Raw genomic sequence first — 25296 nt, forward strand, 5'->3', positions numbered from 1 at the left:
TGATCGATGCGAGGGTAGGGGGCTGCAACACATGTATGCAGGTTAGGAACGCCGGAGGGAAAGCGGTTGTTTGGAGGACGACTAGGAGGTTCCTGGGGGGCGTTCATACAGACCTGGAAATAGTTGGGGAAGAAATCCTACAACGGTTTCCAATAATTCATACGCGGCGATTTATTACAGGATCTGACAGATTGGTGAGGCGATGAGAGCGCTGTGCAGCGTATCGGCTTCGGAGCTGAAGGTACCGAGCCCATCCGCGAAGCCTAGGCGACGCGGTGGATTTACAGGGATGGACCATACCGATGGTCAACTCAGCGTTGCGGGCTGAGTATGGACTCGGATTTCTCCTCGACTCAACCGAGTTGTATCTGCTCCAGTATCAGGCTGTCGGTGATGTTCATGTCGTCCAGCAACAGAAACATCTTGCTTAGCACCTCAGCCATTTTCTTGTCTGTATCGGCAAACGGCAGGTAGAACTCGGCAAAACTGCTACCTGCGGGCACGATGCACAGGTAGTTGCCAGGTTCGATATGGATGGCGGCGCTGCCCAGGTGAATGCGGTAGTTCGCACGCCGACCGGTAATATGCAGAAAATGTCCTTCGCACCCAACGTTTTGCAAGCCCAGCTCTTGGATCAACTCGCCGATCAGTTCCGCGCGTCGTTGCACGGTTTCGTGGCTAGTGCTGTAGTCGGCTGCTGCGTGGGCTACGGAGACCAGCAGATCGGCGTCACGCATGACTTCTGAGAACAGCAGCGGTGGTACTTGCTCAAGGGGGATAGCTTTCTGGTCGCGATGGAATGCAATGGTGTCGAAGGTAAAGTGTTCCGTTTCCGAGAGGTAATGACCGGTATCCAAAAAGTTGAACAGGGCGCAAATGCCGTGCTCTTTGCTCTCGTAATAGATTTCCTCGACGCTGGAGGTCGACCAGTTGCGGACCTGCAGCAACCGCGCGGCAACTTGGGCTTTCAGGCGGTGACCGGCAAAGCGATTGGACCACAGGCCGGTGTCTCGCTCTGCAGGTGTGAGCAGGTACAGCTCGCGAAAGGCCTGTTTGAACGGCTGCACGCGGCGATGGGTCACCACGTCTTTCTGCCAGGCTGACAGTTGCCCTGCCGTGAACAGATGAAAGGGGTGAGCGATACGCATATTCCTCTCAGCGACGTGTTGGCGGCCTTCAAGGTCAGTCACCGTCAGCGTCGCGGCATCAAGCCAGCCCAGCACCGCGTTGTCGACCTGCACAATCAGTTGCTCCAGCAGCAGACGAACAGCAGGCATTCTCAACAATTGTTTCAGATCGTCCAAGACCAGGGTTTCGCCGCTGCTCATCATCGTTTCCAGGGTGCGGCCGAAGCGGGCGATCTGTTCCTTGAGCTGGGTCTGCTGCGCTTTGAGGGCAATGAAGTCTGCGTGTTTGCGAACCGCAGGCGGTGCGGTCTTGAGCGTCTTTGCGGCTTTGCTGATGTGCAACGTGGGCGACAAGCCGTCGATGACGAGCGTGACGTCATAGCCATCGATGGTAGCGGCCGTCAGGGCGGACTCGGCGATTTCCGCTTCCATGGCCCATTCCAGGCGGATCGCCGAGGGGTAACCGGCGACACGCGCCAGGTTTTCCAGTCCAGCCTGCACCGCTGCGTGGGAGTTGGCTTGTCGTTCGGCGCCGTATTTACGCACCTCGTTGTGCAGCTTCTTGAGCCTCAGATAACGCTGGCGTACGTCGTCCGAATCCGTGACGGGCAGCACGCCGTAGATGCGCATAGCCGCCTGTGCATGGCGGGCCAGCTTCTTTTCCAGGACCGGTCGACCGATGCCTTGGTAGGCGTCGAGCAGCACACGTGTCTCGGGAAACGCCCAGGGCGAGGGTTCGAGTGCCGCGAGGTACTCACGCAAGTGGTCCGGGTTGGCCTCGGCCAGCGCCTTGTCCAGCAGATAGCGGTCCACCACACCCACGGTTTCATCCAGCGTATTGGGCAGGTCGGTGCCCCAGCCGGAGCGAGGCGCCAAGGCCATGTTCAGGTACTCACGCTGGAAGGCTCGCAAATCACTCCAACCGAGCGCGTCGAGCATCACCCGGCTGGCTTGTCCAGCATAGGGCAGGGCGGCCAGCAGGGTATCTCTTGAAAAACCGGTCAGCGCTGCAAGCAGTTCTGCCGATTGATCCTTGGGCAGTGCCTGAAGCAACAGAAAGCGTTCGAGCACCGCGGCCGTATGGCCGAAGCCGTCGAGGAAGTTATCCGGCGTCATGCCCAGTCGCTCAATGACCGCCAAGGCCTGCAGTAACCAGCGGGTCTCATAAACCTCGACCGAACGGAAGGTGTCAGCCAGTCTCTCGGCCTTATAGGGCAATCCAGCCAGGGCTTCCTCGACATAACGAACGGTGAAGTTCGCCAGTTCAGGGGAGGCGACAGCAGATTCTTCAGTGGGAATTTCCTCACTTTGGAATGACTCGACATCCATGTCTTCCGAGGCCTCGTCGCTTGAATCGTCCTCGTCAAACTCCTCATCCGCGTACTGATTCAGGTCCACATCGTCGCTGCCCAGTCCGGCGTCGCCTGCGTAGAACATCATGGCGCGGCCCCAGGTATTGGCTGCCCGGACGAAGCGAGGGTAATCGAGGCGGCCCGCTTCCATCAGGCCCCGCGCAATGCGCTTGATTTCCTTGTGCCCGTAGATATACGCGTCGGCGATTTTCCTTTGTTCACTACAAGGCGTGGACGGGGGCTGCTCGCGGTTCCAGCTGCCGTCCAGTAACCATTCGGCGAGGGTCTGCCAGGCCGGGGTGGACGGGTAATTGCTCAGACGATTGATGCAGGCCTGAACATCTGGGAAAGCCCAGGCCTGGTCCGGACTTCTTCGGTAGTAGGCAGGTCCATCTTCGTCAGTGGGCAGCGGATAATCACTGTCCTCGAAGGCAAATTGCAGCATATGCCGCAGTCGCGCCCCGATCTGCTCCAGTGCATAAGCATCTGGGCGGGCCGTGATCCACGCATCGCAGAGTCGATATTGCAGGCCATAGCGCAGTTGATCGCGGCGGTCCTCCAGATCGTCCCACACGGTAGGGAACACAAAACCATCAGCCAGTGCCTTGGGCCCATCCTCGGGATGCTGCCTGACCCAGTCAGCCGCTATACATAGGCAGTCGATGCCGTCCCAGAAATCGGGCTCGAATTCGTCATATCGATTAAGCTCGGGATAGTCATCCAACGCTCTATCACAGAATGCTCGCAGCGCTGCGAGACGTTCGGTTTGTTCGGGTACTGGACGGCGTGATTGCATGAGGATATCCGAGAACTGAGTGACGAGGATCAACCGCCAACCAGCGGCACCAGGCGGATAAACGCGAGCGTGGAAGGAAGACTCAATTCGATTGACTCGTCGAGTCTTTGCAGCATGACGCCATTGTGCAGAACGCGGAACGCACGGGTTTCAAAACCCTTTAAAGCTCGCTCGACCTCAACGCTGACATCCAGGACTGCAGACGCGGTGGCCTGAGGCATGACAATCGCGCCTTCACTGGCTTGCAGAAGAATATCCCGCTCGCTCAGGTATTGGCGGTCGAGCACTTCACGCATCGACGCTTGTTCCAGCCCGTGCTGAGCTGACAGCGCGGCGATCTGTTCGGCAACGGTCAGGCGAATGAGCTCGGCGACCGTCAAGGTCAATGAAATGGGTGTGAGGGTGACAGGAGGCAGCAAAAGCTCCTGGCGTGCGCCTTTAAGACAATAGCTATGAACCACGAACTCCATGACGCATTCCTTGCAAGCCGGGTTAGTCGAGCGGATGGGACCTTAGCATAATCGTTCATTAGGCATGAGCCAGTCGCTCGGCGAGCGCCTGGTAAAGGCACAACATTATTCACCGTCGTGGTCGACAACGGCGGCGCAGCGGAAAAAGCCTGCAAAGGACGTCGACTGGCCCAATATACAAGTACACATAATGTATATTATGTTAAACGAGATGTTTACGTATCGCCACAAACCTCAGCCCCTCATTGATGGCTTAAGGCTATCCGTCGATAATCACCCCTTCTCAAAAAGCACATAAGGATTTGCTGTGAAGAAGCTCTACCTGGCTCTACCGCTCTGCGCGCTGCTGCTTCAAGGCTGTGGTGTGACCATGACCCGCTATGAACCCAACTTTCAAAACGTTCAGCAGCTCAAGAAAAATGAGCCCATGCAACACCTGCGCGAAACACAGGTGAATGCTGATTCTGGCCAAGGGTCTTTGATGGTTCGCCTGAACCCGATTTCTTCGCCCGTGGGCAGCGTTCCACTGCACATCCAGGCAGCGATCAACGATGAGCTCCGTCAGGCTGGTTTGCTGGACCCTCGTGCTGACCGGCAACTGCAGATTCAATTGGTCAAGAGCCAGCTCACCGCTGGCATGAGCAACGGCCATGGCGAGCTGGCTGCGCGCTTCACATTGCGTAAAGGTGACCAGGTTTTATACGAAACCACTAAAGACGTGCAGCGTGATTGGGACAGCAGTTTCTTCGGTCCGATCGCCATTCCGGCTGCGGCGAACAACTACAACCCTATGGTGCAGGACTTGCTCAAGAGCTTGTACAGCGATCCACAGTTCACTCAAGCGTTGAAGTGATCAAAAAAAGAGCCGCGGTTGCGGCTCTTTTTCTGTCGGCTGTCAGCCCCGTGGAATGTGGGTATCGACAGCGGAGTATTTCATGCGGTTGTTGTCGACCCAGTTTTTCAACAGTGCATTGACCTGCCGGTTGAAGGTGTCGGTGATGGCAGCTTTGGGCGTATTACCTGCCAGGGGCAGGAACCAGATACCCAACCACGTATTGACCGCATCGTGGTTGCTGGTCTTGCCCACCGGCTGACCCTGCTCATCCAGCGTTTCCAGGCTCACCGTGTACTGGTCGGTTGCCAGCGCAGGAATGATCGTGAACGTGAAGCCGCTGATGAATGCCAGGACCATTTGCCCACCACCTGGTGCGTGGTTGTAGACCTTCAATCGAAGACTGTAGTCGCCCGGTTGCTTCTGGAATTCGTCGAAGACTACGCGCCCGAAAAGCCCTGATTCGTCGAAGGTCCGCTTCAGATCAGGCTTGAGCATGTCCCGAGCCTGCGGCACCTCGGTGGCTTTGGCATTGCCAGGTTCGCCCTGATAGAAATCGAAGTCGACATAGACGTTCGGTTTGTTCGAGTAGCTGGCCATCGAAGGCAGATTCACCGGGGCTACTTCATCTTTGGTGAAACTGGCACATCCACTGAGGCTCAAGGCCAAGACGAGGCCCATGGCTTTTGCAAATTGCATATCGACTTCCTTGCGTAATTTTTACTAATGCCGCTCACAGAGAGGGGTGCGAATTCTAGCGGGATCCATTTAAAAGCAAAAGGCCATCATGTCGCGCTCCCCCACCCGCTTTTTCCAATGCGTGAAATTAACGAGCATGAAGCTCAACAACAGCGCTCCCTTGATCAGAAGATTGAGCAAGGCGCACCTCGACATCGAGGAACTGCTGGATAACAGCGGCGTTCGTTCGAATATGATTGCTCAGGCGTACCGTCGTCAGTTTGCCAGCGCCGGCGATGGCCATCGGCAACATCAATTGATCTGCCAGGTGGTTTCCCACCGCCGTGTTCGAATGGGCCCATTCTGTGAATTCGTCTACCGCCACATCAGCGACCTGCTCCGCGCGAACGCGTTCTTGGCCAATACTGGCGAACACTTCGGTAACGCCAGCTTTCATGGCTGTGATCGACACAACATTTCCGGGCCCTGCCTGGTCACCCAGGTCGGTGACAAAGAGGTCGTGCCGTCCGATCTTCAGCCTCGCTGAAAGCCGGTCGACTTCTCGGTTCCCAATCGAGACAGGAATGGCCGAAACCAGCGCTCCGGCCGACACGATGGTGACGGGGTCCATTCCACCGTCCAGCTCCAGTGGCTTGAGGATTGAAGGTTCAACAGTGGCTTCGACCAGCCCCCCTCCGCCGGGGACAAAGCCATGATTGAGCAGCGTCAGTTCCACCTGCGCGCCCATACGCCGTACCAGCGGTAACCAAGCGTGTTGTATGAATTCGAAGGGCGGCGCCGCGGGGTTATGCGTCCCTCCAGTGATCCGGACGGTGCTCGGCCCATCAGCACGCAAAAGTGCAGGCAACAGCGTCTGCAATACCAACATCGTGCTGCCCGCCGTTCCGATTGCGAATGAATACTCACCAGCCTTTATGCTTCCGGGATGGAACTTAATAGTTGTCGAGTTGAGTTCCGCACCAAGGCTTTCAGCGCCACAAATCTCAGTCGCCGCTCGCACTGCGGTGAGGTGCTGGCGCAACAATCCGGGACGGGAACGCTTGCCGCGTATCCCCGTCATCCGGAACGCCCGCCCGGTGATCATCGAGAGGCTGAGGGCCGTACGAAGCACCTGCCCTCCTCCCTGGGTGCCGTCGATCAGAATCAGGTCCTGGTCCATCACCTCACCCCTTCACGCATACGACTTGGCGCAAGGTATGAACCACTTCGACCAGGTCGCGTTGGGCAGCCATCACTGCATCGATATCCTTGTAAGCCATCGGAATCTCATCGATAACAGCCGCATCCTTACGACACTCCACATGCGCGGTCGCCCGCACCTGGTCCTCGACCGTAAACACCGCCTTCGCCTTGGTGCGGCTCATCACCCGGCCCGCACCGTGGGAACAACTGCAGAACGCCTCCTCGTTCCCCAGGCCGCGCACGATGAAGCTCTTTGCGCCCATCGACCCCGGAATGATCCCCATCTGCCCCTTCTGCGCGGAGACGGCGCCTTTACGGGTGAGAAGAATGTCCTCCCCAAAATAAGTGCCCCGCTCCACGTAGTTATGGTGGCAGTCGACAGCGATCAGCCGTGACTCGAACGGCTTGGTGATAATCGATCGGACGGCGTCCAACACCGCCACCATCATCACCGCGCGGTTCTGTTTGGCGAAGTCCTGGGCCCACTCAACGGCCTCGACGTAATCATCGAAGCTGGACGTTCCTTCTCGCAGGTAGGCGAGATCCCGGTCGGGCAAGTTCACCATGTGCTTGCGCATCTCTTCACGGGCCTTTTCGATGAAATAGGTGCCGATCATGTTCCCTACGCCACGGGAGCCGGTGTGCAGCATGACCCACACGTGGTCGGTCTCGTCCAGGCACACTTCTACGAAGTGGTTTCCTGTGCCTAGCGTTCCGAGGTGTTTACGGTTGTTGGATTTTTCCAGGCTGGGGTGTTTGTCGGTGATGAGGTTGAAACGCCCCTCAAGGGCCGACCATGCCTGATCAACAAGCGCCGGGGCGGTCTCCCAAGCGCCTTTATCCCGACCGCTACGCCCCGAGGTGCGTCCGTGCGGCACGGCCTTCTCGATTGCGCTACGCAGGCCAAACAGACTGTCGGGAAGATCGCCGGCGCGCAGCGAGGTGCGCACGGCCGACATCCCGCAACCGAGGTCGACCCCGACGGCAGCGGGAATCACCGCGCCTTTGGTAGGAATCACGCTCCCGATGGTCGAGCCTTTCCCCAGATGAACGTCGGGCATGACAGCCATGTGCTTGAACACGAACGGCATCTGCGCCGTGTTCATCAGTTGTTGCCTGGCCTCGGGTTCAACCGGGACGCCTCGGGTCCACATTTTGATGGGCTTGCCGTTTTCGACCTCAAGCAGCTCGAAGGTTTGAGTGGTCATTATTTTCGCTCCTGTGATGTTCTGTTTGGAGCTCTATAGCGAGCGGCATGCCAAAGTCACTAACGGTGCACTGTATATTCTGTATTTCATTGATCTTAAACGATTAATTTAGAGATGAAGGCCTGCAGCCCAGTGAAGGCTATTCAATACAAAGACATAAAAACTATACTGCATTATCGAACTCTATCTTTTGAGATATTCCGCAATGCACACCAAGAAGACAGTCGCCATTGGAATCCTGGGCTCGAAGCTCGACCGCGTTGGCAAGGGTGAGCAGCGCTGGAACAAATGGCGTCCGACTGTCTCACTTTGCCAGCAGCCCGACCTGGTGATTGATCGCCTTGAGCTGATTCACGGGGAGGCGCGCTTTGACACGGATCTGGCGTTGAAGGTAGAGGCTGATATCGCTCAGGTGTCGCCAGAGACCGAAGTCCGCCTGCACACCATGGCGATGCGAAACGCCTGGGACTTCGAGGAAGTGTATGCCGCACTCCATGACTTCGCGGCTGACTACCCCTTTGACACAGAGCGTGAGGATTATCTTGTTCACATCACCACGGGCACCCATGTTCAGCAGATCGTCTGGTTCCTGCTGGCCGAGTCCCGGCACGTCCCAGCCAAACTGATACAGACGCAGCCGAGCAGCCTGCGGGATGATGACTCAGTGCCGGCTGGCAAACACGTTGTCACCGACCTCGATCTTCAGCGCTACGACCAGATCGCGAAGCGATTCCAAGCTGAGCGGCTGGAAGGTACGCAACTGCTCAAGTCCGGCATTGCGACCCGCAACACGGCGTTCAACCGTACGATAGAGCAGATCGAACGGGTCGCCGTTCGATCCAAGGCGCCGATTTTGATCAGCGGCCCCACAGGCGCCGGCAAGTCCTTTCTGGCACGACAGGTCTATGAGCTTAAACGGGGCCGACACCAGATCGATGGCCCGTTCGTCACGGTGAACTGCGCCACGTTGCGCGGTGATACCGCGATGTCGACGCTTTTTGGCCATGCCAAAGGCGCGTTCACCGGCGCTCAACAGGCGCGAGAGGGCTTGCTGCGCTCGGCTCACAAAGGGGTTTTGTTCCTTGATGAGATTGGAGAGCTGCCGCTCGATGAGCAAGCGATGCTCCTGAAGGCGATTGAGGAAAAGCGGTTCCTGCCGATGGGTTCTGACAGGGAGGTCGAGTCCGATTTCACCCTGATAGCAGGTACCAATCGAGACCTGCAAACACGAGTGACCGATGGCCAGTTTCGCGAGGACTTGTTAGCCAGGATCAACATTTGGACATTTGTACTGCCCGGGCTGGCCAACCGAAGGGAAGACATCGAGCCGAACATCGATTTTGAACTGCAGCGCTATGCCCGGGATCACGGCTACACGGTTCGTTTCAATGTCGAAGCTCGGCGCCGATATGTGTCCTTTGCTACCAGCGGGGACGCCCGTTGGCCGGGAAACTTCCGACAACTCTCCGCGTCGATCACCCGGATGGCCACCTTGGCCGACAGCGGCCGGATCGACATGGCGCTGGTGGAGGATGAATTGGAACGACTGCGCCTGGACTGGCGGATGCCGACCACCTCCGACCCGCTGTCGGAGCACCTGGCGAAAGCAGGTCTTGAAATTGATCTGTTCGATCGCCTTCAGCTGGAGTCGGTCTTGAAGGTGTGCAGCACAGCGGCAAGTCAGGCGGAGGCCGGTCGCAAGCTCTTTTCACAGAGCCGATCAGCCAAGGCATCGCCTAATGATTCCGATCGTATCCGTAAGTTTCTGGGTCGATTCAACATCCCATGGAGCCAAGTCAGCGAGCTTGTATAGAAGGCACGCGGTACGGAATCTGTCACTGGCTAAATAGTCGGCACTCGGCGCAACGAAGCTCGCTGTACAGGCCTCTGCTGCCAAGCCAATTGCGCCTGGACAACGGCGACCGCCTCCAGCACTTTGTGCGCCCAACCCTCATCCTCCGGATGCACCACGACCACGCGAAAGCCATGGTCATCCCCTTCAATCTGCACCCCTTCGGAATCATCGACGTGCAAGTCGATATCGAACGCTGGCGGATATTTCGAGGGCGTATTCAACAGCCCATGGACCGCCAGCGCGCGGTTGTGCAGCACGCTGTTGACGACGCCATCGACGCGAATGCCATACAGCAGCAGCCAACGACGGATATAGGACGGCGTGCGACCGGACGAGGTATAGACCCAGATGCTGCAATCCTGGCGGCGCAGCTCTCGGATCAAGGAACGTGTGCCCCTGCGCAACGGTTCACCCAACCAACGATGGACGCTGGCCGGCAGTTTGCTGTGCTCGACTTCGCAGTGGTGGAGTTGGCAGGCGAGCGTGTCATCGATATCAAACGAAATACGGATGCGTTGGCGCCTGGACATTTGCAGCGGGACAGCGCTGCGGATGGCCTGCCCTACCCGGCTACCGACGGTTTTGCATTTGGCGAGCGCCGTATACCTACCCATCAATGGCCACCTAGAGAGAAGGACGACGGCTTGCCCTTGAGAAAGAACTTCATTGGATCGGGTGCCTGTTCTTCCAGGAAAGCGGCGTATTTTTTCTTGATCTTGGGCAATTCGTACAACGCCTTGACGCCATGTTTGGCAGAGTTGCGTATGACGGATGAGGGGTTGAAGTAGCCCTCGGCGTTTTCCAGCGTCAACACGAAAGGCGGCAAGCCCGCGCGCATGAGCAGGTAGCTGACGATGAGCGACCCACTGCGGTTGTTCCCTTCAATGAACAACTGCGGCTTGCTGAGAATGCGCACATAGACGCCAGCCGCACGCTTCCAGACGGATTCGCTGCGATACGCACAATACCAGTTGTACAAGTCCTTGATGCCTCCCTCAACGTTGTTGAAGAAATGCGCCTCGGTCGCGGCCAGGTGCTGGGCGTACTCCAAGCGGCGCGCCGGGTCTCGGCCGCACAGCACCGTGGCGTTGATCTCAAGCATCAGGTTCAGTTGCTGGAGGTCGAACAGATCAACACCGCGGGCAACATAGTCGTCAACCAGCGCATAACCTTCAAGCACATTGTGCAGCACCTCGTCGGTCAAGGGATCGCGCGGCTCGGTGAAGTGCCTGCTCAGCGCGGCGAAGCGCTCTTGCACTTCCCGCAGTGCACGTTCAATCGCAGGCAAATCAAGGCGGTGCGTAGCAGGCATTGGTGCTCCTTGGGAAACGCTTGGTAAATGTCTACCGGATGCCCGCCAAATCCATTTGGCTTCTGCAGGTATGCGGCCTTGACCGGAAGTGGACTCAGCTGAACTTGCCGCTGATGTAGTCGCCGGTCATCTGTTCACGAGGGTTGTCGAAAATTTGCGTCGTCGGGCCCATTTCGACCAAGTAGCCGGTGCGCGTGCCCTGGGAAATATCCACCGAGAAGAACGCCGTGGTATCAGCGACGCGGATGGCTTGCTGCATGTTGTGGGTGACCAGCGCGATGGTGTAGTCCTTCTTCAACTCGACCATCAGCTCTTCGACCCGCCGGGTAGCGATCGGGTCGAGTGCCGAGCACGGCTCATCTAGCAGCAGGACTTCCGGCTCGGTGGCAATGGCGCGGGCAATGCACAGTCGTTGTTGCTGGCCGCCGGACAGCGACAGGCCGCTGACCTTGAGCTTGTCCTTGACCTCATCCCACAGCGCGGCGCCTTGCAGCGCATGTTTGACCCGATCGCCGATATCGCCCTTGTAGCGATTGAGGCGCAGGCCAAACGCGACGTTGTCGAAGATGCTCATCGAAAACGGATTGGGCTGTTGAAACACCATGCCGATGTAGCGGCGCACGACCACCGGATCGACGCCCTTGCCATAGACGTCTTGGCCAAGGAAGTGCACGTGGCCCTCGAAACGGAAACCTTTCACCAGATCGTTCATTCGGTTGAGGCTGCGCAGCACGGTGCTCTTGCCACAGCCGGAGGGCCCAATGAAGCCGGTGATCTTGTTTTTTTCGATCGGTACATGGCTGTCACGTACCGCCATGAAGTTGCCGTAGAAAATCTTGTCCAGTTTGCAGTCCATGACGACAGGGGCCTGGGTGACAAACGGAGCGGCTATTTGCGCAGTGGATACGTTCACGATCAGATGCTCCCGTTCTTAATACTTGGGCTTGCCGAAAATACGGCTGATGATGTTCACGACCAACACGATCATCACCAGCACCAGGGAGGCCGCCCATGCGAGCTCAAGCTGGTTGTCGAACGGCATGCCGGAGAAGTTGTAGATCAGTACTGCCAGCGATGCCGTCGGGTTCATGACCTCGAGGCTGCCTTGGTGGTAGATCCAGTAGTTGCTGAACAGCGCGGTAAACAACAACGGTGCTGTCTCGCCCGCGGCCCGGGCCACGGCCAGCATGACGCCGGTCAGGATTGCTGGCATGCCGGTGGGCAAGATGATTTTCCAGATCACCTGCGAGCGGGTGCAGCCCATGCCGTAGGCGGCATCCTTCATGATCTTGGGCACCATTCGCATCGACTCTTCCGCCGTCAGCACGACGATAGGCAGCATCAGTACCGCCAGCGCGACGCCGCCCGCCGGTGCCGAATAAGTACCGGTGGTCATCACCACTAAGGCGTAGGCAAACACCCCGGCCAGGATCGACGGCAGCCCCGTGAGCATCTTGGCCGCAAAGCGCGCGGCATTCGCCAGCTTGCTGTCCGGCCCCAATTCAGCCAGGAAAATCGCCGCCATGATGCCGACCGGCACCGCGATTGCCGCCGCGATGCCCACCATCACAAACGTACCGGCCAGCGCGTTGCCGAAGCCCCCACCCATCTCGAAACCGGTCGGCGGCAGTTCGGTAAACACTTCCAGGTTCAGGCGCGCGCCGCCGCGGGTGATCAGCATGTAGAGCACGGAAATCAACGGCACGCTGGCCAGCAGCGCCCCGCTCCAGACCAGTGTGGTCAAGATCAGGCTGCGCAGGGCACGGCCCTCGAACTTGCGCTGCAGGCTGGGCATCGCCCCTGCTGGAGCCGTCAAGTCTGTTGCGGCAGTGAGATCGGTCATCACTTATTACCCCGTTGGGCATACATCATGATCAAGGAGCCGAAGACGTTCACGATCAACGTGATGAACATCAGCACCAGTGCGGCATACATCAGGACTTCAATCTCGTTCGGTCCGGCTTCGGGGAAGTTCAACGCCAGCAAGGCCGCCAAGGTGTTGGCCGGGGCGAACAGCGAAAGGGAAATGTTGTTCGCGTTGCCGACCAGCATGGCCAGTGCCATGGTTTCACCCAGTGCGCGCCCCAGGCCCAGCACCAGGGAACCGAAAATGCCGGTGGCGGCGGACGGCACCATGACCTTGAGAATCGCTTCCCAATGGGTGGTCCCCATGCCGTAGGCAGCCTGCTTGGTTTTCATTGGTACGGCCGTGAGCGCATCCTGCGAAACAGCGGCAATGGTCGGCAGGATCATGATGGCAAGCACCAACGCCGCGGGAAGCAGCCCCGGCCCGCTCAAGGACGTGCCGAAGAACGGTATCCAGCCCAGCTCACTGTTCAACCAAGTGGTCAGCGGCCGAATCGCCGGGATCACCACGTAGATCCCCCACAGGCCGTAGACGACGCTGGGGATGGCCGCGAGCAATTCGACGATGGTGCGAAAAATGGCGGCGAGCTTGGGGGGGAGGAAATCCTGGGTCAGGAAAATCGCCATGCTGACGCCGAAGAACCCGGCGATCAGCAACGCGATAAAGGCGCTGTAGAGCGTGCCCCAGATAGCCGGCAGGATGCCGTATTTACCCTGGTTAACGTCCCAGACAGTGCCGAGCAACACATCAAACCCGTGCTTTTCCATGCCGGGAAGCGCCTTGCGTCCGACCTCGAACACGAGGGCAAACACCAGCGCCAGAACCAGGACCACCCCTATGCGAGCGATCGCACGAAAGGTGCGATCCACCAGGAAGTCCTTCGCGGACGGTGGCTGGCAGGCAGAATCTGGATTAACCGGTACGACAAAGGGAGTGTTCATTGGCTAATTCCGGAACAGGGGGAAAGCTCTCCCAGCATGGCTGACATGCCACACCGGGAGAGGCCTCAGGCGTTACTGAATGTTGGCGGAAGCTTTGCGAACCTGATCGACAACCGACGCCGGCAACGGGATGTACCCCATCGAGTCGGCAATTTTCTGGCCTTCGGTCAGGCTGTATTCGACCATTTCACGCATGGCCTTGGCCTTGGCCGGATTGCCGTTGTCCTTGCGAAAAATCATCCAGGTGTAGGACGTGATCGGGTACGACTTGGCGCCGTCTGGATCAGGCAACCAGGACACCAGGCTTTCTGGCATCTTCACCGCCGCCAGGGCCTCGGCACCACTCTCCGCGTTTGGCACGACGTATTGGCCGGCCTTGTTCTGCAACTGGGCGAAGTCAACCTTGGCGAGCTTGGCGAAGCCGTATTCGATGTAGCCAATCGCGCCCGGGGTCTGGCGCACGGTAGCGGTCACACCATCGTTCTTCGGCGACTTGATGAACTTGTCACTTGCCGGCCAGTTGACGGTGTTGCCCTCCCCCAGCGCCTGTTTGAAGTCTGGGTTGATGGTCGCCAGGTGTTTGGTAAATACCGCGGTGGTGCCGCTGGAATCGGCACGCACGACAACCGTGATCGGCGTATCGGACAGTTTCAGGTCCGGGTTGGCCGCCACGATTTGCGGATCGTTCCAGCGAGTGATCTTGCCGAGGAAGATGTTGGAGTACACATCCCGTGGCAACTTCAGGCCCTTGGGATTGCCCGGCAGGTTATAGGCCAGGACGATTTCCCCAGCGGTCATCGGCAGCAACTGCACGCCTTCGGCGACCTTGGCGATGTCTTCGTCTTTCATCGCCGAATCGCTGGCGGCGAAATCAACGGTTTTATTCAGAAAGTCCTGTACACCCGCGCCGCTGCCCTTGGATTGGTAGTCCACCGTGACGCCTTCGGATTTCTTGCTGAAATCCTTGAACCAGGTGAGGTAGATCGGCGCTGGGAAACTCGCGCCAGAACCCGTCAGACGGACACTTTCTGCAGCGAAGGTCGCCGAAGTGGCACAAAGAGAAAGCGTAACGGCGAGCGCAGCAGACTTCATCAAACTTTTCATTGAAAGAAATTCCTTGTGATGACGGGCCGGAGAACTCTGCAACAGTTGTGTTACGTTTTTATGAAAATCGAATGGCAAAAGGGAGCAAATGCTCCCTTTTGTGCAGCCGCACCGATGGGCGCAGCTGGAACTGTTTGGCAAAACACTGAAACGGTGTGCTGCTGATCAGTCGAGTTTGTCTCGCGAGTCCAAGGCTTCACCAATCGCGTAGAAACGCCCACCCGCAATGTAGTGCAGGCTACGCCAGACCGGTTCGGCGCTCTCGAAGTGCCAATGACCGTCGCGAAATACCCGAGTGTCGGCCCAGGCGCCGATAACCTCGCCAATGAACAGGTCGTATCGCTCCTGGTTGTGCTGTTCGGCGATCAAGCGACAGGCCAGCCAGGCCGAGCAGCCGCTCACGAACGGCACGTCTTGGCCATCGATGGCGAACAACTCAACGCCGCTACGCGTCAGCTTGTCCGCCTCGTCAGACAGGCTGCGGTGGCCCACTTGGTACGTGAGGTCGAGCTGGGCGAGCGTGGGCACCTGGATAACGAAGTGGCCGCTGTGCTCTACCAGCTCTCGCGTCTTGGCGACCTTGTCCAGCACCACGGTCAACTTTGGCGGTGAGTAGTCCAGAGCGCAGGCCCAGGACGCGGCCATGACATTGTCCACGCCGTCGTAACGGGCGGAGACGAGGACGGTGGGGCCGTGATTGATCAGGCGAAAGGCCTTCTCCAGCGGTACCGGGGCGATGTGTTTGTTCATCGGCAACCTCTAACGTTCAACGTTTCAGATACGCTTGCAGACTGTCATGCCCACTGACAATCAGACCACGGATAATGTCCAGCTGCAGGGGAACGTCTGGGGTCAGGCGCTCGGCGGGCATGGCCCAAGACCGGTCGTTAGTGACAGCGCTCAGCCTTCGAACTGGTGATAAACCTTGGCGATGACCTTCCACCTGCCATCAATACGGATCAACGTCAGATAGTCGTTGTAGTCGGCGCCGATGGCGTCTTTTTCCATGTCCACACGCACGACCGCAGTGGTCGGCGTAATCGCCAATATATCCAGGCGGGTCTTGATCTCCGGGGCTTTACCGTTCTTCTCGATGAAGCCAAACAGATTGGCAATCGGGCCACCCAGTAGCGCCCCGTTGGTGAAGCCGTACATGACCGCATCCTTGTGGAATGCTTGCGCCACATCTTCAACGCTACCGATGCGCAGGCCATCGACATATTTCTGCGCTACCGCGATCACGGCATCGTATTCGGCCGTAGGAACGGCCTTGATGTTCTTGCTCATGATTTCTCTCCAGTCAAATGCGACGCAGGACGCGCCAGTGGGACGCCGGCATCGCTTGATGCCGGGTTCAATTGAAAAAAAACGCCAATTACGGAGCGATATGGGTGTGGTAAATCTTGCTGACCACCGTCCACTTGCCTTCAACCTTCAGCAAGTTGAAGAAATCGGTGAAACAGAACCCCGAGATATCGTTGGTATCGATGCGGGCACTGGCGGCGGTACCAACGATGTCAACGTTGACGATGACACCTTGGGCTTCCGGGGAAGGACGGAAAGGTGGGTTGTCGATAGTATCGAACAGACCTTGGATCGCACCGCCGACCAACTTGGCGTCGCCATCGACACCGAAAATGGTTGCCTGCTCGCTGAAGGCCGGTTTCATGACGCTGCTCTTGGCCTGCTTGCCGCCTTCGTTGTACTGGTTCAGCACGTCGACGATGGCTTGGTATTCCTGCACGTAAGTGGGGTTGCTCATGGTGTTTTTCCTGGTTCTAAATGTGTGAGAAGTGCTTGGGCGTCCACGGGGGAATCCCGTCGGGTTTCCAGCACGATGCGCCCTTACCAATTGGGCACATGGGGATAACGAGAGCCGTGGCGATCCCCATGGACAGCACTGGGGTTACTCCGCCAGCAACCTCAGTAGTTGCCATTGGGCCAGTCGATGTAGCCCTTGGCGCCGCCACCGTAGTAACTCTCACGCGGAGCAATCGTCAGCTCGGCTCCCAGGCGCAGGCGCTGGACAAGATCAGGGTTGGAGATGAACAGGCGGCCGAAGGCCACGGCGTCGATCTTGCCCTGAGCGCGGCGCTCGATGGCCATTCCCAGGTTGTAGTTGTTGTTACCGATATAAGGCCCGGTAAACAGGCCGCTCAAGGCATCCATATCGACGCCTTCGGGGACGTCGCGGCTGGTCGCCGTGGCGCCCTCGACAAAATGCAGGTAGGCAAGGTCGAGCTTGTTCAGCTCGGGCACCAGGTAACCGAACAGGCCCATGACGTTGCTGTCCGGCGGCGTATTACCTGCGTCGGGCGTCACTGGCGAAAGACGGATACCGACTCGGTCGCTGCCCCAGATATCGATCACCGCGCGAGTGACTTCAAGGGTCAGGCGCGCCCGGTTTTCGATCGAGCCACCGTAACGGTCGGTACGCTGGTTGGTGGAGTCACGCAAGAACTGGTCGAGCAGATAGCTATTGGCCGAATGTACTTCTACCCCGTCGAAACCGGCGCGCTTGGCATTCCGTGCGGCCACGCGGTATTGCTCAATGATTCCGGGAATTTCATCGGTTTCCAGGGCTCGCGGCATGGACACCGGAACGAAACCTCCGGTCGTGTAGGTACTGCCCTCGGCCTTGATTGCAGACGGTGCTACCGGTGCCTGGCCGTCAGGCTGTAGTTCGACGCTGGAGAAGCGGCCGACGTGCCACAACTGCAGCACAATCTTGCCCCCTTCAGCGTGCACGGCCTCGGTGACTTTCCTCCAGCCTGCGGTCTGCTCATCGCTCCAGATTCCCGGGGTGGCGGCATAACCCCGGCCCTGGGCGGAAATATTGGTCGCCTCGGCAATGATCAGGCCGGCTGATGCACGCTGGGCATAGTAGGTAGCGTGCAGATCGTCAGGGACACCGTCTTCGGCGTAACGGCTACGAGTAACCGGCGCCATTACGAAACGGTTGGCGAGTTCGATGGCCCCCATGCGCGTGGGCTCGAACAGATCAGTGCGGGGATTGTTATCAATCATATGCGTCTCAGTTTAGTAGACCAGTCGTCTAGTTCCCAGGCAAAAAAAAGCGAGCTCAACCGAGCAAGCTTTTTGTCAGGGTCATTGCCGATTCAAAGGGTTGAGTGGAACGGTTCACTTTCGCCATCAACGAGGCGCCCAGCCACAATTGGTAAAGCGACTCAGCCAGCGCAACACTGTCACGGGTAGCGATACTGCCGTCCTTGATTCCGCGCTCGATGCTGTCCGTGATCAGCTTCACGATCCGAGTCGTGCCTTTCTCCAACACCTGCCGCATAACCTCGGAGAGGTCGCAGACTTCAGCGCCAAGCTTCACGACCAGGCATTTGTTATCGACCGAGTCGTCATGCTGGGTTTCGCTCCAATACTGGAAGTACGTCAAAAGACTCTCTGCCCCGCTGGCCTGTTGCTTGAGAATCGGGCCGATACGCGACAGATATTCGTCAAAGTACTCATCAAGGAGTGCCTGGCCGAATTCTTCCTTGGATTTGAAATAGTAATAGAACGACCCCTTGGGCACGCCCGCTGTGCTCAACACTTCATTGAGACCTACGGCGGTATAGCCTTTGTGGGTCATGAGCGCCCTGGCGACATCAAGGATGTGCTCGCGCATTTCATTAGCGGGTTTCTTCATAGTGGGCGCAGCCTACCGGAAATTAGACCAGTCGTCTACAGGAGTCTGCGAGGGACACGCGATGACGAAGTCTGCCCTGCAATCACAAAAAATATGAATATGTTTCCCGTCAAAACAACATTATTATTTTCGAATGATCAAAGAACTGAAAACACTTATCGCGGTGGCCAGAGAAGGCACGTTTGCTGCGGCGGGCAGCAAGATCGGGCTTACCCAAGCCGCCGTCAGTGCACAGATGCAACGTCTCGAGGCGGAGCTTGGCGTGGCGTTATTCGACCGCAAGGGACGCTCCGCCCAGCTCAACCGCATGGGACATCAAGTGCTATTGCAGGGCCAGGAGCTGGTGCGCCAGTTCCAAAACCTGGGCACGACATCGGTGGGCCTATCGGCCAGTATCCTGGTCACCATTGGCGCGATTGCCTCCGTTCAACGCTCCTTTTTGCCGGAAGCACTCGCCGAGTTTCACCAACGCTCCCCACAATGCAGGACCCGCGTCGTTCCCGGCCTTTCGATGGAACTAGTGAACCAGGTCGATTCAGGTGAGATCGATATGGCCGCAATCATCCGTCCACCCTTCTCTCTGCAGAGCGACCTGCGCTGGACTACCTTGGCCCGTGAACCGTACCGCCTGATCGTTCCTGCCGATATGCCAGGAGACGACTGGGCGGAGCTGTTATCAAGCCAGCCCTTCATTCGGTATGACCGCTCATCTTTTGGCGGGCGTCAGGTTGATCGGTTCTTGCGAGAAGCTCATATACCGCTGCATGAAGTCTGCGAGCTCGATGAGCTGGATGCAATTATCAAGCTGGTGGCAAACGGAGTGGGCGTGGCGCTGGTGCCGGAAACGGCAACCCACCAGCAATGGTCTGCCGGGGTGCGCCCCATCGACCTGAAACAACGCACATTTCATCGCGACATTGGCCTGGTCCATCGTGCGCGCCGTAGCCTCAGCGAGCCGGTAAAGTTATTAGTTCAATTGATTACCGACCAAGTTCTGAAAAGCCCGTAAGGCAAGGAACGATGTCTGCCCGACGATGAATAGATAAAACCTTATCGGCAATAAAAAAGGGCTCTCGACGCTGTTACGTGGAGAGCCCTTTTGTGTCGCTGCCCCGGCGTTCTAAGCGCCCACGGCTTTTTTCCGTACAAGCGGTGCCTTTTCCCACTTGGCGATTACCAAGGGCGCAATCGCATTACCCAAGACGTTCAAGGTGGTGGTTCCACTGTCGATAATCCTGAAAATCCCGGCGATCAACGCGACCCCCTCCAATGGCAGCCCGGCTGACGCCAGGGTCGCAGACAGAATAATGATGGCGAAACCAGGCACACCTGCCGCGCCCTTCGACGTCAATACCATCGTGACTACGAGCAAGATCTGCTGAGTCAATGAAAGATCGATGCCGTACAGCTGGGCAATGAAGATCGTCGCCACACCGAGGAAAATCGAAGCCCCGTCCAAGTTGAAGGCATAGCCCACTGGCACGACGAAACTGACGATACGCGCAGGGACGCCGTACGCTTCAAGCTTGGTCATCAATTGTGGCATGACCGCTGCTGAGGCAGCGCTCGAAAACGCCAGAATCAACTCATCCCGGAAATACTTGATCAACTTGAATACATTCTCACCGATCAAGTAGCAAACGCCCCCCAGTAAAACCAATGCAAAAGTAATCAGCGCGAGATAGACCACGCCAATCAACTTGAGCAAGGGTAACAACGAGGCGAATCCAAAAGTCGCAACGGTTGCTCCGATCATGCCAAACACACCAATCGGTGCATACGCCATGACAAACGACACGACCTTGAACATGGCATCAGAAAAGCCTTGGATGATTGCAATGACGGGTGCGCTCTTCGCTTTGGGCAATGTATTCAGCGCCATTCCGAGCAGGACGGCAAAAAACAGCACCGACAACAACTTCGCTTCCGACATCGCCACGATCACGTTATCCGGCACGATGTTTTGCAGGATGACCAGTGCACCTTTAGACGGTTCAATGGTGACCACCGAGCTACCGCTGTGGGCGATGCCAGCAATCTGGGTGCCCTGACCAGGCTCGAACAGATTGGCAAAGCACAGCCCCAGCACGATGGCCAGGGTGGTAATCGCAAAAAAGTAAATCAGGGACTTTGCCCCCATAAGACCGAAGGACTTGTTATCGCCGCCCCCGGCAATGCCGAGGATCATGCAGCAAAAAACAATGGGAACAACGACCATTTTCATCATCTTGATGAAAATGTCGCCGAGGGGTTTAAGCACTTCGGTACTGACCCAAACCTGATGTTGCGGGTGGGTATTGAAGTACCAACCAACGAGCACGCCGAGCAACAGACCAGCAACGATCTGCCAAACCAATGGGATACGTTTCATGTCTAGCCTTTTTTTTGGAATGAAAGGACTGCTTAAGGGCAGTAGCTAGATTCATGAGCTTCCAGCTCATTTGAAATTTCCTGGCGCGATGTATTCGCGCCAGGTTTTTTATTATTTTGCGAAGAGCTGACTCATATCTTTGAAGGCTTTGAACTCAAGTGCATTACCACAGGGGTCGAACAAGAACATGGTGGCCTGTTCCCCCACCTGCCCTTTGAATCGGATGTAGGGTTCAATGACGAACTTGGTATCGAAGGCTCTCAAGCGCTCGGCCAACGCTTCCCATTGTGCCCATTCCAGAATGATCCCGAAATGAGGCACCGGTACGTCGTGACCGTCTACGGGGTTGCTATGGACGCTTTCTTGAGAAGCGGTTTTAGGGTGCTCATGGATGACCAATTGATGGCCGTAGAAATCGAAGTCTACCCACTGGTTGCTGGAGCGCCCTTCGGAAAGACCGAACACTTCACCGTAGAATGTGCGTGCGGCGGCCAGGTCATACACGGGGATTGCGAGGTGGAAAGGAGAAAGACTCATCGGGACTCCGGGCTGCAATTTTTATTGATTTCCAAACGGACAACGGGCTCGCTGTCTGCCGGGCTTCTTAGGCCATATTCATGCTAAAGCCGCATACGCCTAAAAAAAATCAATATAAATTTTCTACAAGCACAAATTTTTTTGTTGCTTGTGAGCAGTCCAAAAGCTCGGTTTGCCGCCAGGATGTATCAGTGACGCAACAACCTACGCAACGGCACCCCATCCTTTAGCACCGGGGACTTGATGACGATATAGCTGAAGTACTTGGAAATGCCGATGTTCTTGTCCAGCAACCCTTCGATGACTTCCTGATAATGCTGGATGCTGCAGGTCATGAAACGCACGAGGTAGTCGTAGCCGCCGCTGATCAAATGACACTCCAGTACCTCATCGACCAAGCGGATATTGGATTCGAACTTGGCGAAGTCCTCGCGCTTGTGGTCGCTCAGCGTGATTTCAGTGAAGACCGTGACCGAGTCAGTGATCTTGGCCAGGTTGAGATGAGCCCTGTAGCCGGAAATATAACCCGCCGACTCAAGTCGCTTGACTCGCTGCAGGCATGGGCTGGATGAAAGCCCCACGGCATCGGCCAGACTGACGTTGGTCATTCGACCGTCCTTTTGAAGTTCAACAAGGATACTGATATCAATTCGGTCTAGTTTTATTAAACCTTCCATCGTGTACCCCTCGGTTGTCTTCAGGTTGACAGTGGTTTTAGCAAATTCAACGGCGCAAAGATAGCTGATGCTGAGCGACCAGGTCGGCCATGCTGGTGATGTAGAAATCGGCAGAATATTCTTGATTATCAGCCTCATGGCCACGGCGGATCAGGCACAGGCCCGCTGACTTTGGCGCTTGTGCAGGTGGCCTGGACACTTGCATGATGTTTTCAGGCTTGAGCGTGTTCGCTTGCAGCCATGCCTCATCTTCCAATGGATTGTTCGCTCGGGAATGCAAGTCCTCGGGAGGGATCCCCAAACGCTCGCAGAGGGGCTCGCGATCCTCGGCATCGCGGTCGCAGTACACCAGCAACCGGTAGAATTTACGCAAGTACAACATCGCGCCGGGTGCGTCCTCGAACAGCGACCAATTGCCTGCCGAACGGGCAAAGCTCATGCCCTCCTCCCAACTGACCTTGAGCCCCAGGCGCTCTGCCAGTTGCCGATGGGCGAAGCACAACAAACCACTGAAGCCGAGTTCGGAGAAACGCGGATAAAGCCCGCGCACCGCCGCGTCGAATTCCGCCAACACGGCGTCCCTGTCCGGCGTGCCCGGGTGGTTGTCGAGCAAGGGTTGCAGGGCCGTCCAGACACCGGAGTCCCTATCGACCAAGACTTCGTCGCAATCGATCAGCAGCGCACGATAATCAGTCAGGTGCATGTGTCGCCTCCCATGGTGCATTCATCAATCCATCTGCGCTAAATGCCCTCGGTCGGCACCTCGTTACAGGCGCCGACCGAGACCTGAGATTAATCCAACACGCGTAGCAAAGCTTCTTCAAGAATGGCCAGTGCTTCGTCGATCTGGCTTTCTTCGGTGACCAAGGGCGCCAAGAAGCGCAGGACATTGCGGTACACCCCGCATTTGATCACCAACAGCCCGCCTACCCTGGCCTGGTCGATCAGTTGCTGGGTGAGTTCGGCGTCGGGGCTGCGGGCCTCATCGTCTTTAATCAATTCGATGGCCAACATGAAGCCAGTGCCGCGCACGTCACCGATGCGCGGGTGACGTGCCTGCAAGCGCAGCAGGCCCTGACGCAGCCGCGCGCCCAGGACCTGGCCACGCTCAAGCAACTGCTCCTGTTCGTAAGCGTCGATCACCGCCAGCGCCGCCGCACACGACAAGGCGTTACCGCCGTAGGTGCCGCCGAGACCGCCGGGCAACGGCGCGTCCATGATGTGCGCACGTCCCACCACACCTGAAATGGGCAAGCCACCGGCCAGACTCTTGGCAACGGTGACCAGGTCCGGCTGAATCCCGGCGTGCTGGAAACCGAACCACTTGCCGGTACGGCCGAAGCCGGTCTGGATTTCATCAAGAATGAGCACGATGCCGTGTTGCTCGGTCAGGGCCCGCAGCGCCTGGAGAAACTCTGGCGGCGCGGACAGGAAGCCGCCGTCGCCCTGCACCGGCTCGATGATGATCGCTGCAACCCGATCCGGAGCGACTTGGGTCGCCAGCAATTCGTTGAGGGCCTGCAACGCCATCTCGCTGCTGAAACCGCGATAGGCATTCGGGTATGGGGTATGGAAGACTTCAGGCGCGAAGGGCCCGAAGTTCTGTTTGTAGGGCTGGCTCATGCCCGTCAGCGTCGTACCCAGCAAGGTACGACCATGGAAACCGCCACGGAAGGAAATGACGGCGGGACGATTGGTATGGGCACGGGCGATCTTCACCGCGTTCTCCACCGCCTCCGCGCCGGACGTGAACAGCGCCGCCTTGTAGGCTTGCTCGCCACCCACCAGCTCGCACAGGCGCTTGACCAGGTCGAGGTAGGGTTTGTAGGCCACGACTTGGAAGCAAGCATGGCTGACCTTCTGCAGTTGGGCCTGCACCGCCGCGACCACCTTCGGGTGATTATGGCCGATGTTCAAGACGCCAATGCCGCCGACGAAGTCCAGATAGCGCGCCCCGTCCACGTCCCACACCTCGGCACCCTGGGCCCGGTCGATGACCAGTGGATGTGCGGTGACCAGACCCCGTGGCACGAATTGATCGCGTTGACGGAGCAAGCTTGGGGTTTCTTCGACTTTACTGTTCATGGCATCTCCCACAGTGAACCAGGCAACCGGGAAACGGTTGCGATGTGTTCCACAGGTTAAGCGTTCGACGCAATTGTCTAAGCCGAACTTGGCCTCTGGGAAATTCGGATCGACTGTTTTCACCCCGGCAAACAGCAGATTCCTTCAGCCGCCTCCAGCCCCATGGAATCTGCCGGCAAACGCCCCATACAACGCAGTGTCGACGGATTACGCAGGCCCTTTTGATACATCCTGCTTTACCACTCGGGCATGCTGGATGTTCCCTATCCAGTATGAGAAGTGACCCATGGCCCTGCTTTATAAAGCCGACCCGGTACGCGGCGAACAATGGAAGCGTCTGTTCGCCGAGCACGCGCCGGATATCGAATGGCGTGCCTGGCCGGACATCGGCGATCCGAAGGACATTCGCTACCTCGCCGCTTGGCAGACGCCGGATGACCTCGAAGCACTGTTGCCGAACCTTGAAGTGCTGTTCGCGTTGTCGGCCGGGGTCGACCAACTCGACCTTGATCGCCTGCCGATGTCCCTGCCGGTGGTGCGTCTACTCGATCCTGGTATCACCCGGGGCATGTGCGAGTACGCCAGTTTCGCCGTGCTCAGCCTGCACCGGGATATGCTCCGTTATCGCCAGCAACAGCTCGCCCGATGCTGGCAGGCGCACTTGCTGCAACCGGCGGCCCAGCGTCGGGTCGGTGTCATGGGGCTTGGCATGCAGGCCCAGCAGATCCTGGCCACCTTGCAGACCTTTGGTTTCGCCTTATCCGGCTGGGCACGCAGCGAACACACTATCGTTGGCGTGGATTGCTTTGCCGGTAACGAACAACTCCCGGCGTTCCTCGGCCAATGCGACATCGTGATCTGTGTCTTGCCATTGACCGAGCAGACCCAAGGGATTCTCAACCGTCAATTGTTCAGACACCTGCCCCAGGGCGCGGCCCTGGTCAACATGGGCCGCGGTGGGCACCTGATAGAAGCGGACCTGCTCGAGGCTTTGGCCAGCGGTCAACTCAGTGCCGCGGTGCTCGACGTCCTGCAACAGGAGCCGGCCGCACCGGATCACCCGTTCTGGCAACATCCTCAGATAGTGCTGACGCCGCATATCGCGGCGATGACCCAACCCGAAAGCGCCTTTGGCGTGCTGCTGGAAAATATCCGTCGGCATCAACGCGGCGAATCGATGCTCGGCCAGATTGATCGCCAGCGACGTTATTGACCCGCGC

At 57.7% G+C, this 25296-nt stretch carries 25 protein-coding genes; 4 read left to right on the forward strand and 21 right to left on the reverse strand.

Features of this window, described 5'->3' with window-relative positions; genetic code table 11:
- Window positions 1-353 precede the first annotated feature (353 nt).
- Entirely contained in the window at window positions 354-3275 is a 2922-nt protein-coding gene (locus ACIPQ1_RS06660) for a DUF4132 domain-containing protein (RefSeq protein WP_446533796.1), read from the reverse strand.
- Between the two features lie 29 nt (window positions 3276-3304).
- Complete coding sequence (locus ACIPQ1_RS06665; RefSeq protein ID WP_446533797.1) at window positions 3305-3745, reverse strand: hypothetical protein; 441 nt, start codon at window positions 3743-3745, stop codon at window positions 3305-3307.
- Between the two features lie 307 nt (window positions 3746-4052).
- On the opposite strand from ACIPQ1_RS06665, the gene ACIPQ1_RS06670 reads away from it, so the two are divergent.
- Window positions 4053-4598: a hypothetical protein gene (locus ACIPQ1_RS06670; protein WP_250963717.1), complete on the forward strand. Its 546-nt coding sequence runs from the start codon at window positions 4053-4055 to the stop codon at window positions 4596-4598.
- Between the two features lie 42 nt (window positions 4599-4640).
- Here ACIPQ1_RS06670 and ACIPQ1_RS06675 read toward each other — a convergent pair whose 3' ends face one another.
- From ACIPQ1_RS06675 to ACIPQ1_RS06685, 3 genes are all read right to left on the reverse strand, one after another.
- The gene (locus tag ACIPQ1_RS06675; RefSeq protein ID WP_411384652.1) at window positions 4641-5276 is read right to left on the reverse strand and encodes a hypothetical protein; all 636 of its coding nucleotides are present in this window, start codon (window positions 5274-5276) and stop codon (window positions 4641-4643) included.
- A 127-nt stretch (window positions 5277-5403) separates the two neighbouring features.
- Window positions 5404-6435, reverse strand: coding sequence for an RNA 3'-terminal phosphate cyclase (rtcA, locus tag ACIPQ1_RS06680; RefSeq protein ID WP_446533798.1), 1032 nt, complete (start codon window positions 6433-6435; stop codon window positions 5404-5406).
- 4 nt (window positions 6436-6439) lie between these two features.
- Window positions 6440-7666, reverse strand: a complete 1227-nt coding sequence (locus tag ACIPQ1_RS06685; RefSeq protein WP_411384654.1) for an RtcB family protein — start codon at window positions 7664-7666, stop codon at window positions 6440-6442.
- A gap of 205 nt (window positions 7667-7871) precedes the next feature.
- Here ACIPQ1_RS06685 and rtcR point away from each other — a divergent pair, with 205 nt between their 5' ends.
- On the forward strand, window positions 7872-9479 hold the full coding sequence (gene rtcR, locus ACIPQ1_RS06690; RefSeq protein ID WP_446533799.1) for an RNA repair transcriptional activator RtcR: 1608 nt from the start codon (window positions 7872-7874) through the stop codon (window positions 9477-9479).
- Between the two features lie 29 nt (window positions 9480-9508).
- Here rtcR and ACIPQ1_RS06695 read toward each other — a convergent pair whose 3' ends face one another.
- From ACIPQ1_RS06695 to ACIPQ1_RS06745, 11 genes are all read right to left on the reverse strand, one after another.
- Complete coding sequence (locus ACIPQ1_RS06695; RefSeq protein ID WP_446533800.1) at window positions 9509-10135, reverse strand: hypothetical protein; 627 nt, start codon at window positions 10133-10135, stop codon at window positions 9509-9511.
- Window positions 10135-10833, reverse strand: coding sequence for a hypothetical protein (locus ACIPQ1_RS06700; protein WP_186705612.1), 699 nt, complete (start codon window positions 10831-10833; stop codon window positions 10135-10137). Before ACIPQ1_RS06700 ends, ACIPQ1_RS06695 begins: the two co-directional genes overlap by 1 nt.
- Window positions 10834-10927: 94 nt before the next feature.
- Entirely contained in the window at window positions 10928-11689 is a 762-nt protein-coding gene (pstB, locus tag ACIPQ1_RS06705; RefSeq protein WP_025214260.1) for a phosphate ABC transporter ATP-binding protein PstB, read from the reverse strand.
- 75 nt (window positions 11690-11764) lie between these two features.
- Window positions 11765-12676: a phosphate ABC transporter permease PstA gene (pstA, locus tag ACIPQ1_RS06710; RefSeq protein ID WP_186705613.1), complete on the reverse strand. Its 912-nt coding sequence runs from the start codon at window positions 12674-12676 to the stop codon at window positions 11765-11767.
- The gene (gene pstC / locus ACIPQ1_RS06715; protein ID WP_186705614.1) at window positions 12676-13641 is read right to left on the reverse strand and encodes a phosphate ABC transporter permease subunit PstC; all 966 of its coding nucleotides are present in this window, start codon (window positions 13639-13641) and stop codon (window positions 12676-12678) included. Before pstC ends, pstA begins: the two co-directional genes overlap by 1 nt.
- Before the next feature lie 72 nt (window positions 13642-13713).
- Window positions 13714-14745, reverse strand: a complete 1032-nt coding sequence (pstS, locus tag ACIPQ1_RS06720; RefSeq protein ID WP_186705615.1) for a phosphate ABC transporter substrate-binding protein PstS — start codon at window positions 14743-14745, stop codon at window positions 13714-13716.
- Between the two features lie 165 nt (window positions 14746-14910).
- Window positions 14911-15495, reverse strand: coding sequence for a flavin reductase family protein (locus tag ACIPQ1_RS06725; RefSeq protein ID WP_446533801.1), 585 nt, complete (start codon window positions 15493-15495; stop codon window positions 14911-14913).
- A gap of 150 nt (window positions 15496-15645) precedes the next feature.
- Window positions 15646-16032 carry a nuclear transport factor 2 family protein gene (locus ACIPQ1_RS06730; RefSeq protein ID WP_446533802.1) on the reverse strand — a complete coding sequence of 129 codons (387 nt, stop codon included), beginning with the start codon at window positions 16030-16032 and terminating at the stop codon, window positions 15646-15648.
- 88 nt (window positions 16033-16120) lie between these two features.
- The gene (locus ACIPQ1_RS06735; protein WP_250963708.1) at window positions 16121-16507 is read right to left on the reverse strand and encodes a nuclear transport factor 2 family protein; all 387 of its coding nucleotides are present in this window, start codon (window positions 16505-16507) and stop codon (window positions 16121-16123) included.
- Between the two features lie 161 nt (window positions 16508-16668).
- Window positions 16669-17772, reverse strand: a complete 1104-nt coding sequence (locus ACIPQ1_RS06740; RefSeq protein ID WP_446533803.1) for an alkene reductase — start codon at window positions 17770-17772, stop codon at window positions 16669-16671.
- Between the two features lie 55 nt (window positions 17773-17827).
- Window positions 17828-18406, reverse strand: a complete 579-nt coding sequence (locus ACIPQ1_RS06745) for a TetR/AcrR family transcriptional regulator (RefSeq protein WP_250963705.1) — start codon at window positions 18404-18406, stop codon at window positions 17828-17830.
- Between the two features lie 133 nt (window positions 18407-18539).
- On the opposite strand from ACIPQ1_RS06745, the gene ACIPQ1_RS06750 reads away from it, so the two are divergent.
- Window positions 18540-19415 (forward strand): LysR family transcriptional regulator, encoded by an 876-nt coding sequence (locus tag ACIPQ1_RS06750; protein WP_446533804.1) that lies wholly within the window; start codon window positions 18540-18542, stop codon window positions 19413-19415.
- 111 nt (window positions 19416-19526) lie between these two features.
- Here the strand turns inward: ACIPQ1_RS06750 and ACIPQ1_RS06755 are convergent, their stop codons facing one another.
- From ACIPQ1_RS06755 to gabT, 5 genes are all read right to left on the reverse strand, one after another.
- The gene (locus ACIPQ1_RS06755; protein WP_446533805.1) at window positions 19527-20777 is read right to left on the reverse strand and encodes a cation:dicarboxylate symporter family transporter; all 1251 of its coding nucleotides are present in this window, start codon (window positions 20775-20777) and stop codon (window positions 19527-19529) included.
- Between the two features lie 111 nt (window positions 20778-20888).
- Complete coding sequence (locus ACIPQ1_RS06760) at window positions 20889-21314, reverse strand: VOC family protein (RefSeq protein ID WP_250963702.1); 426 nt, start codon at window positions 21312-21314, stop codon at window positions 20889-20891.
- 188 nt (window positions 21315-21502) lie between these two features.
- Window positions 21503-21991, reverse strand: coding sequence for an Lrp/AsnC family transcriptional regulator (locus tag ACIPQ1_RS06765; RefSeq protein ID WP_008146530.1), 489 nt, complete (start codon window positions 21989-21991; stop codon window positions 21503-21505).
- Window positions 21992-22037: 46 nt separating this feature from the next.
- Window positions 22038-22694: an HAD family hydrolase gene (locus ACIPQ1_RS06770; protein WP_446533806.1), complete on the reverse strand. Its 657-nt coding sequence runs from the start codon at window positions 22692-22694 to the stop codon at window positions 22038-22040.
- An 89-nt stretch (window positions 22695-22783) separates the two neighbouring features.
- Window positions 22784-24076 carry a 4-aminobutyrate--2-oxoglutarate transaminase gene (gene gabT, locus ACIPQ1_RS06775; RefSeq protein WP_446533807.1) on the reverse strand — a complete coding sequence of 431 codons (1293 nt, stop codon included), beginning with the start codon at window positions 24074-24076 and terminating at the stop codon, window positions 22784-22786.
- Window positions 24077-24362: 286 nt separating this feature from the next.
- Here gabT and ACIPQ1_RS06780 point away from each other — a divergent pair, with 286 nt between their 5' ends.
- Window positions 24363-25289, forward strand: a complete 927-nt coding sequence (locus ACIPQ1_RS06780; RefSeq protein WP_250963699.1) for a 2-hydroxyacid dehydrogenase — start codon at window positions 24363-24365, stop codon at window positions 25287-25289.
- Window positions 25290-25296 lie beyond the last annotated feature (7 nt).

Source organism: Pseudomonas sp. LARHCG127, from assembly GCF_052871455.1.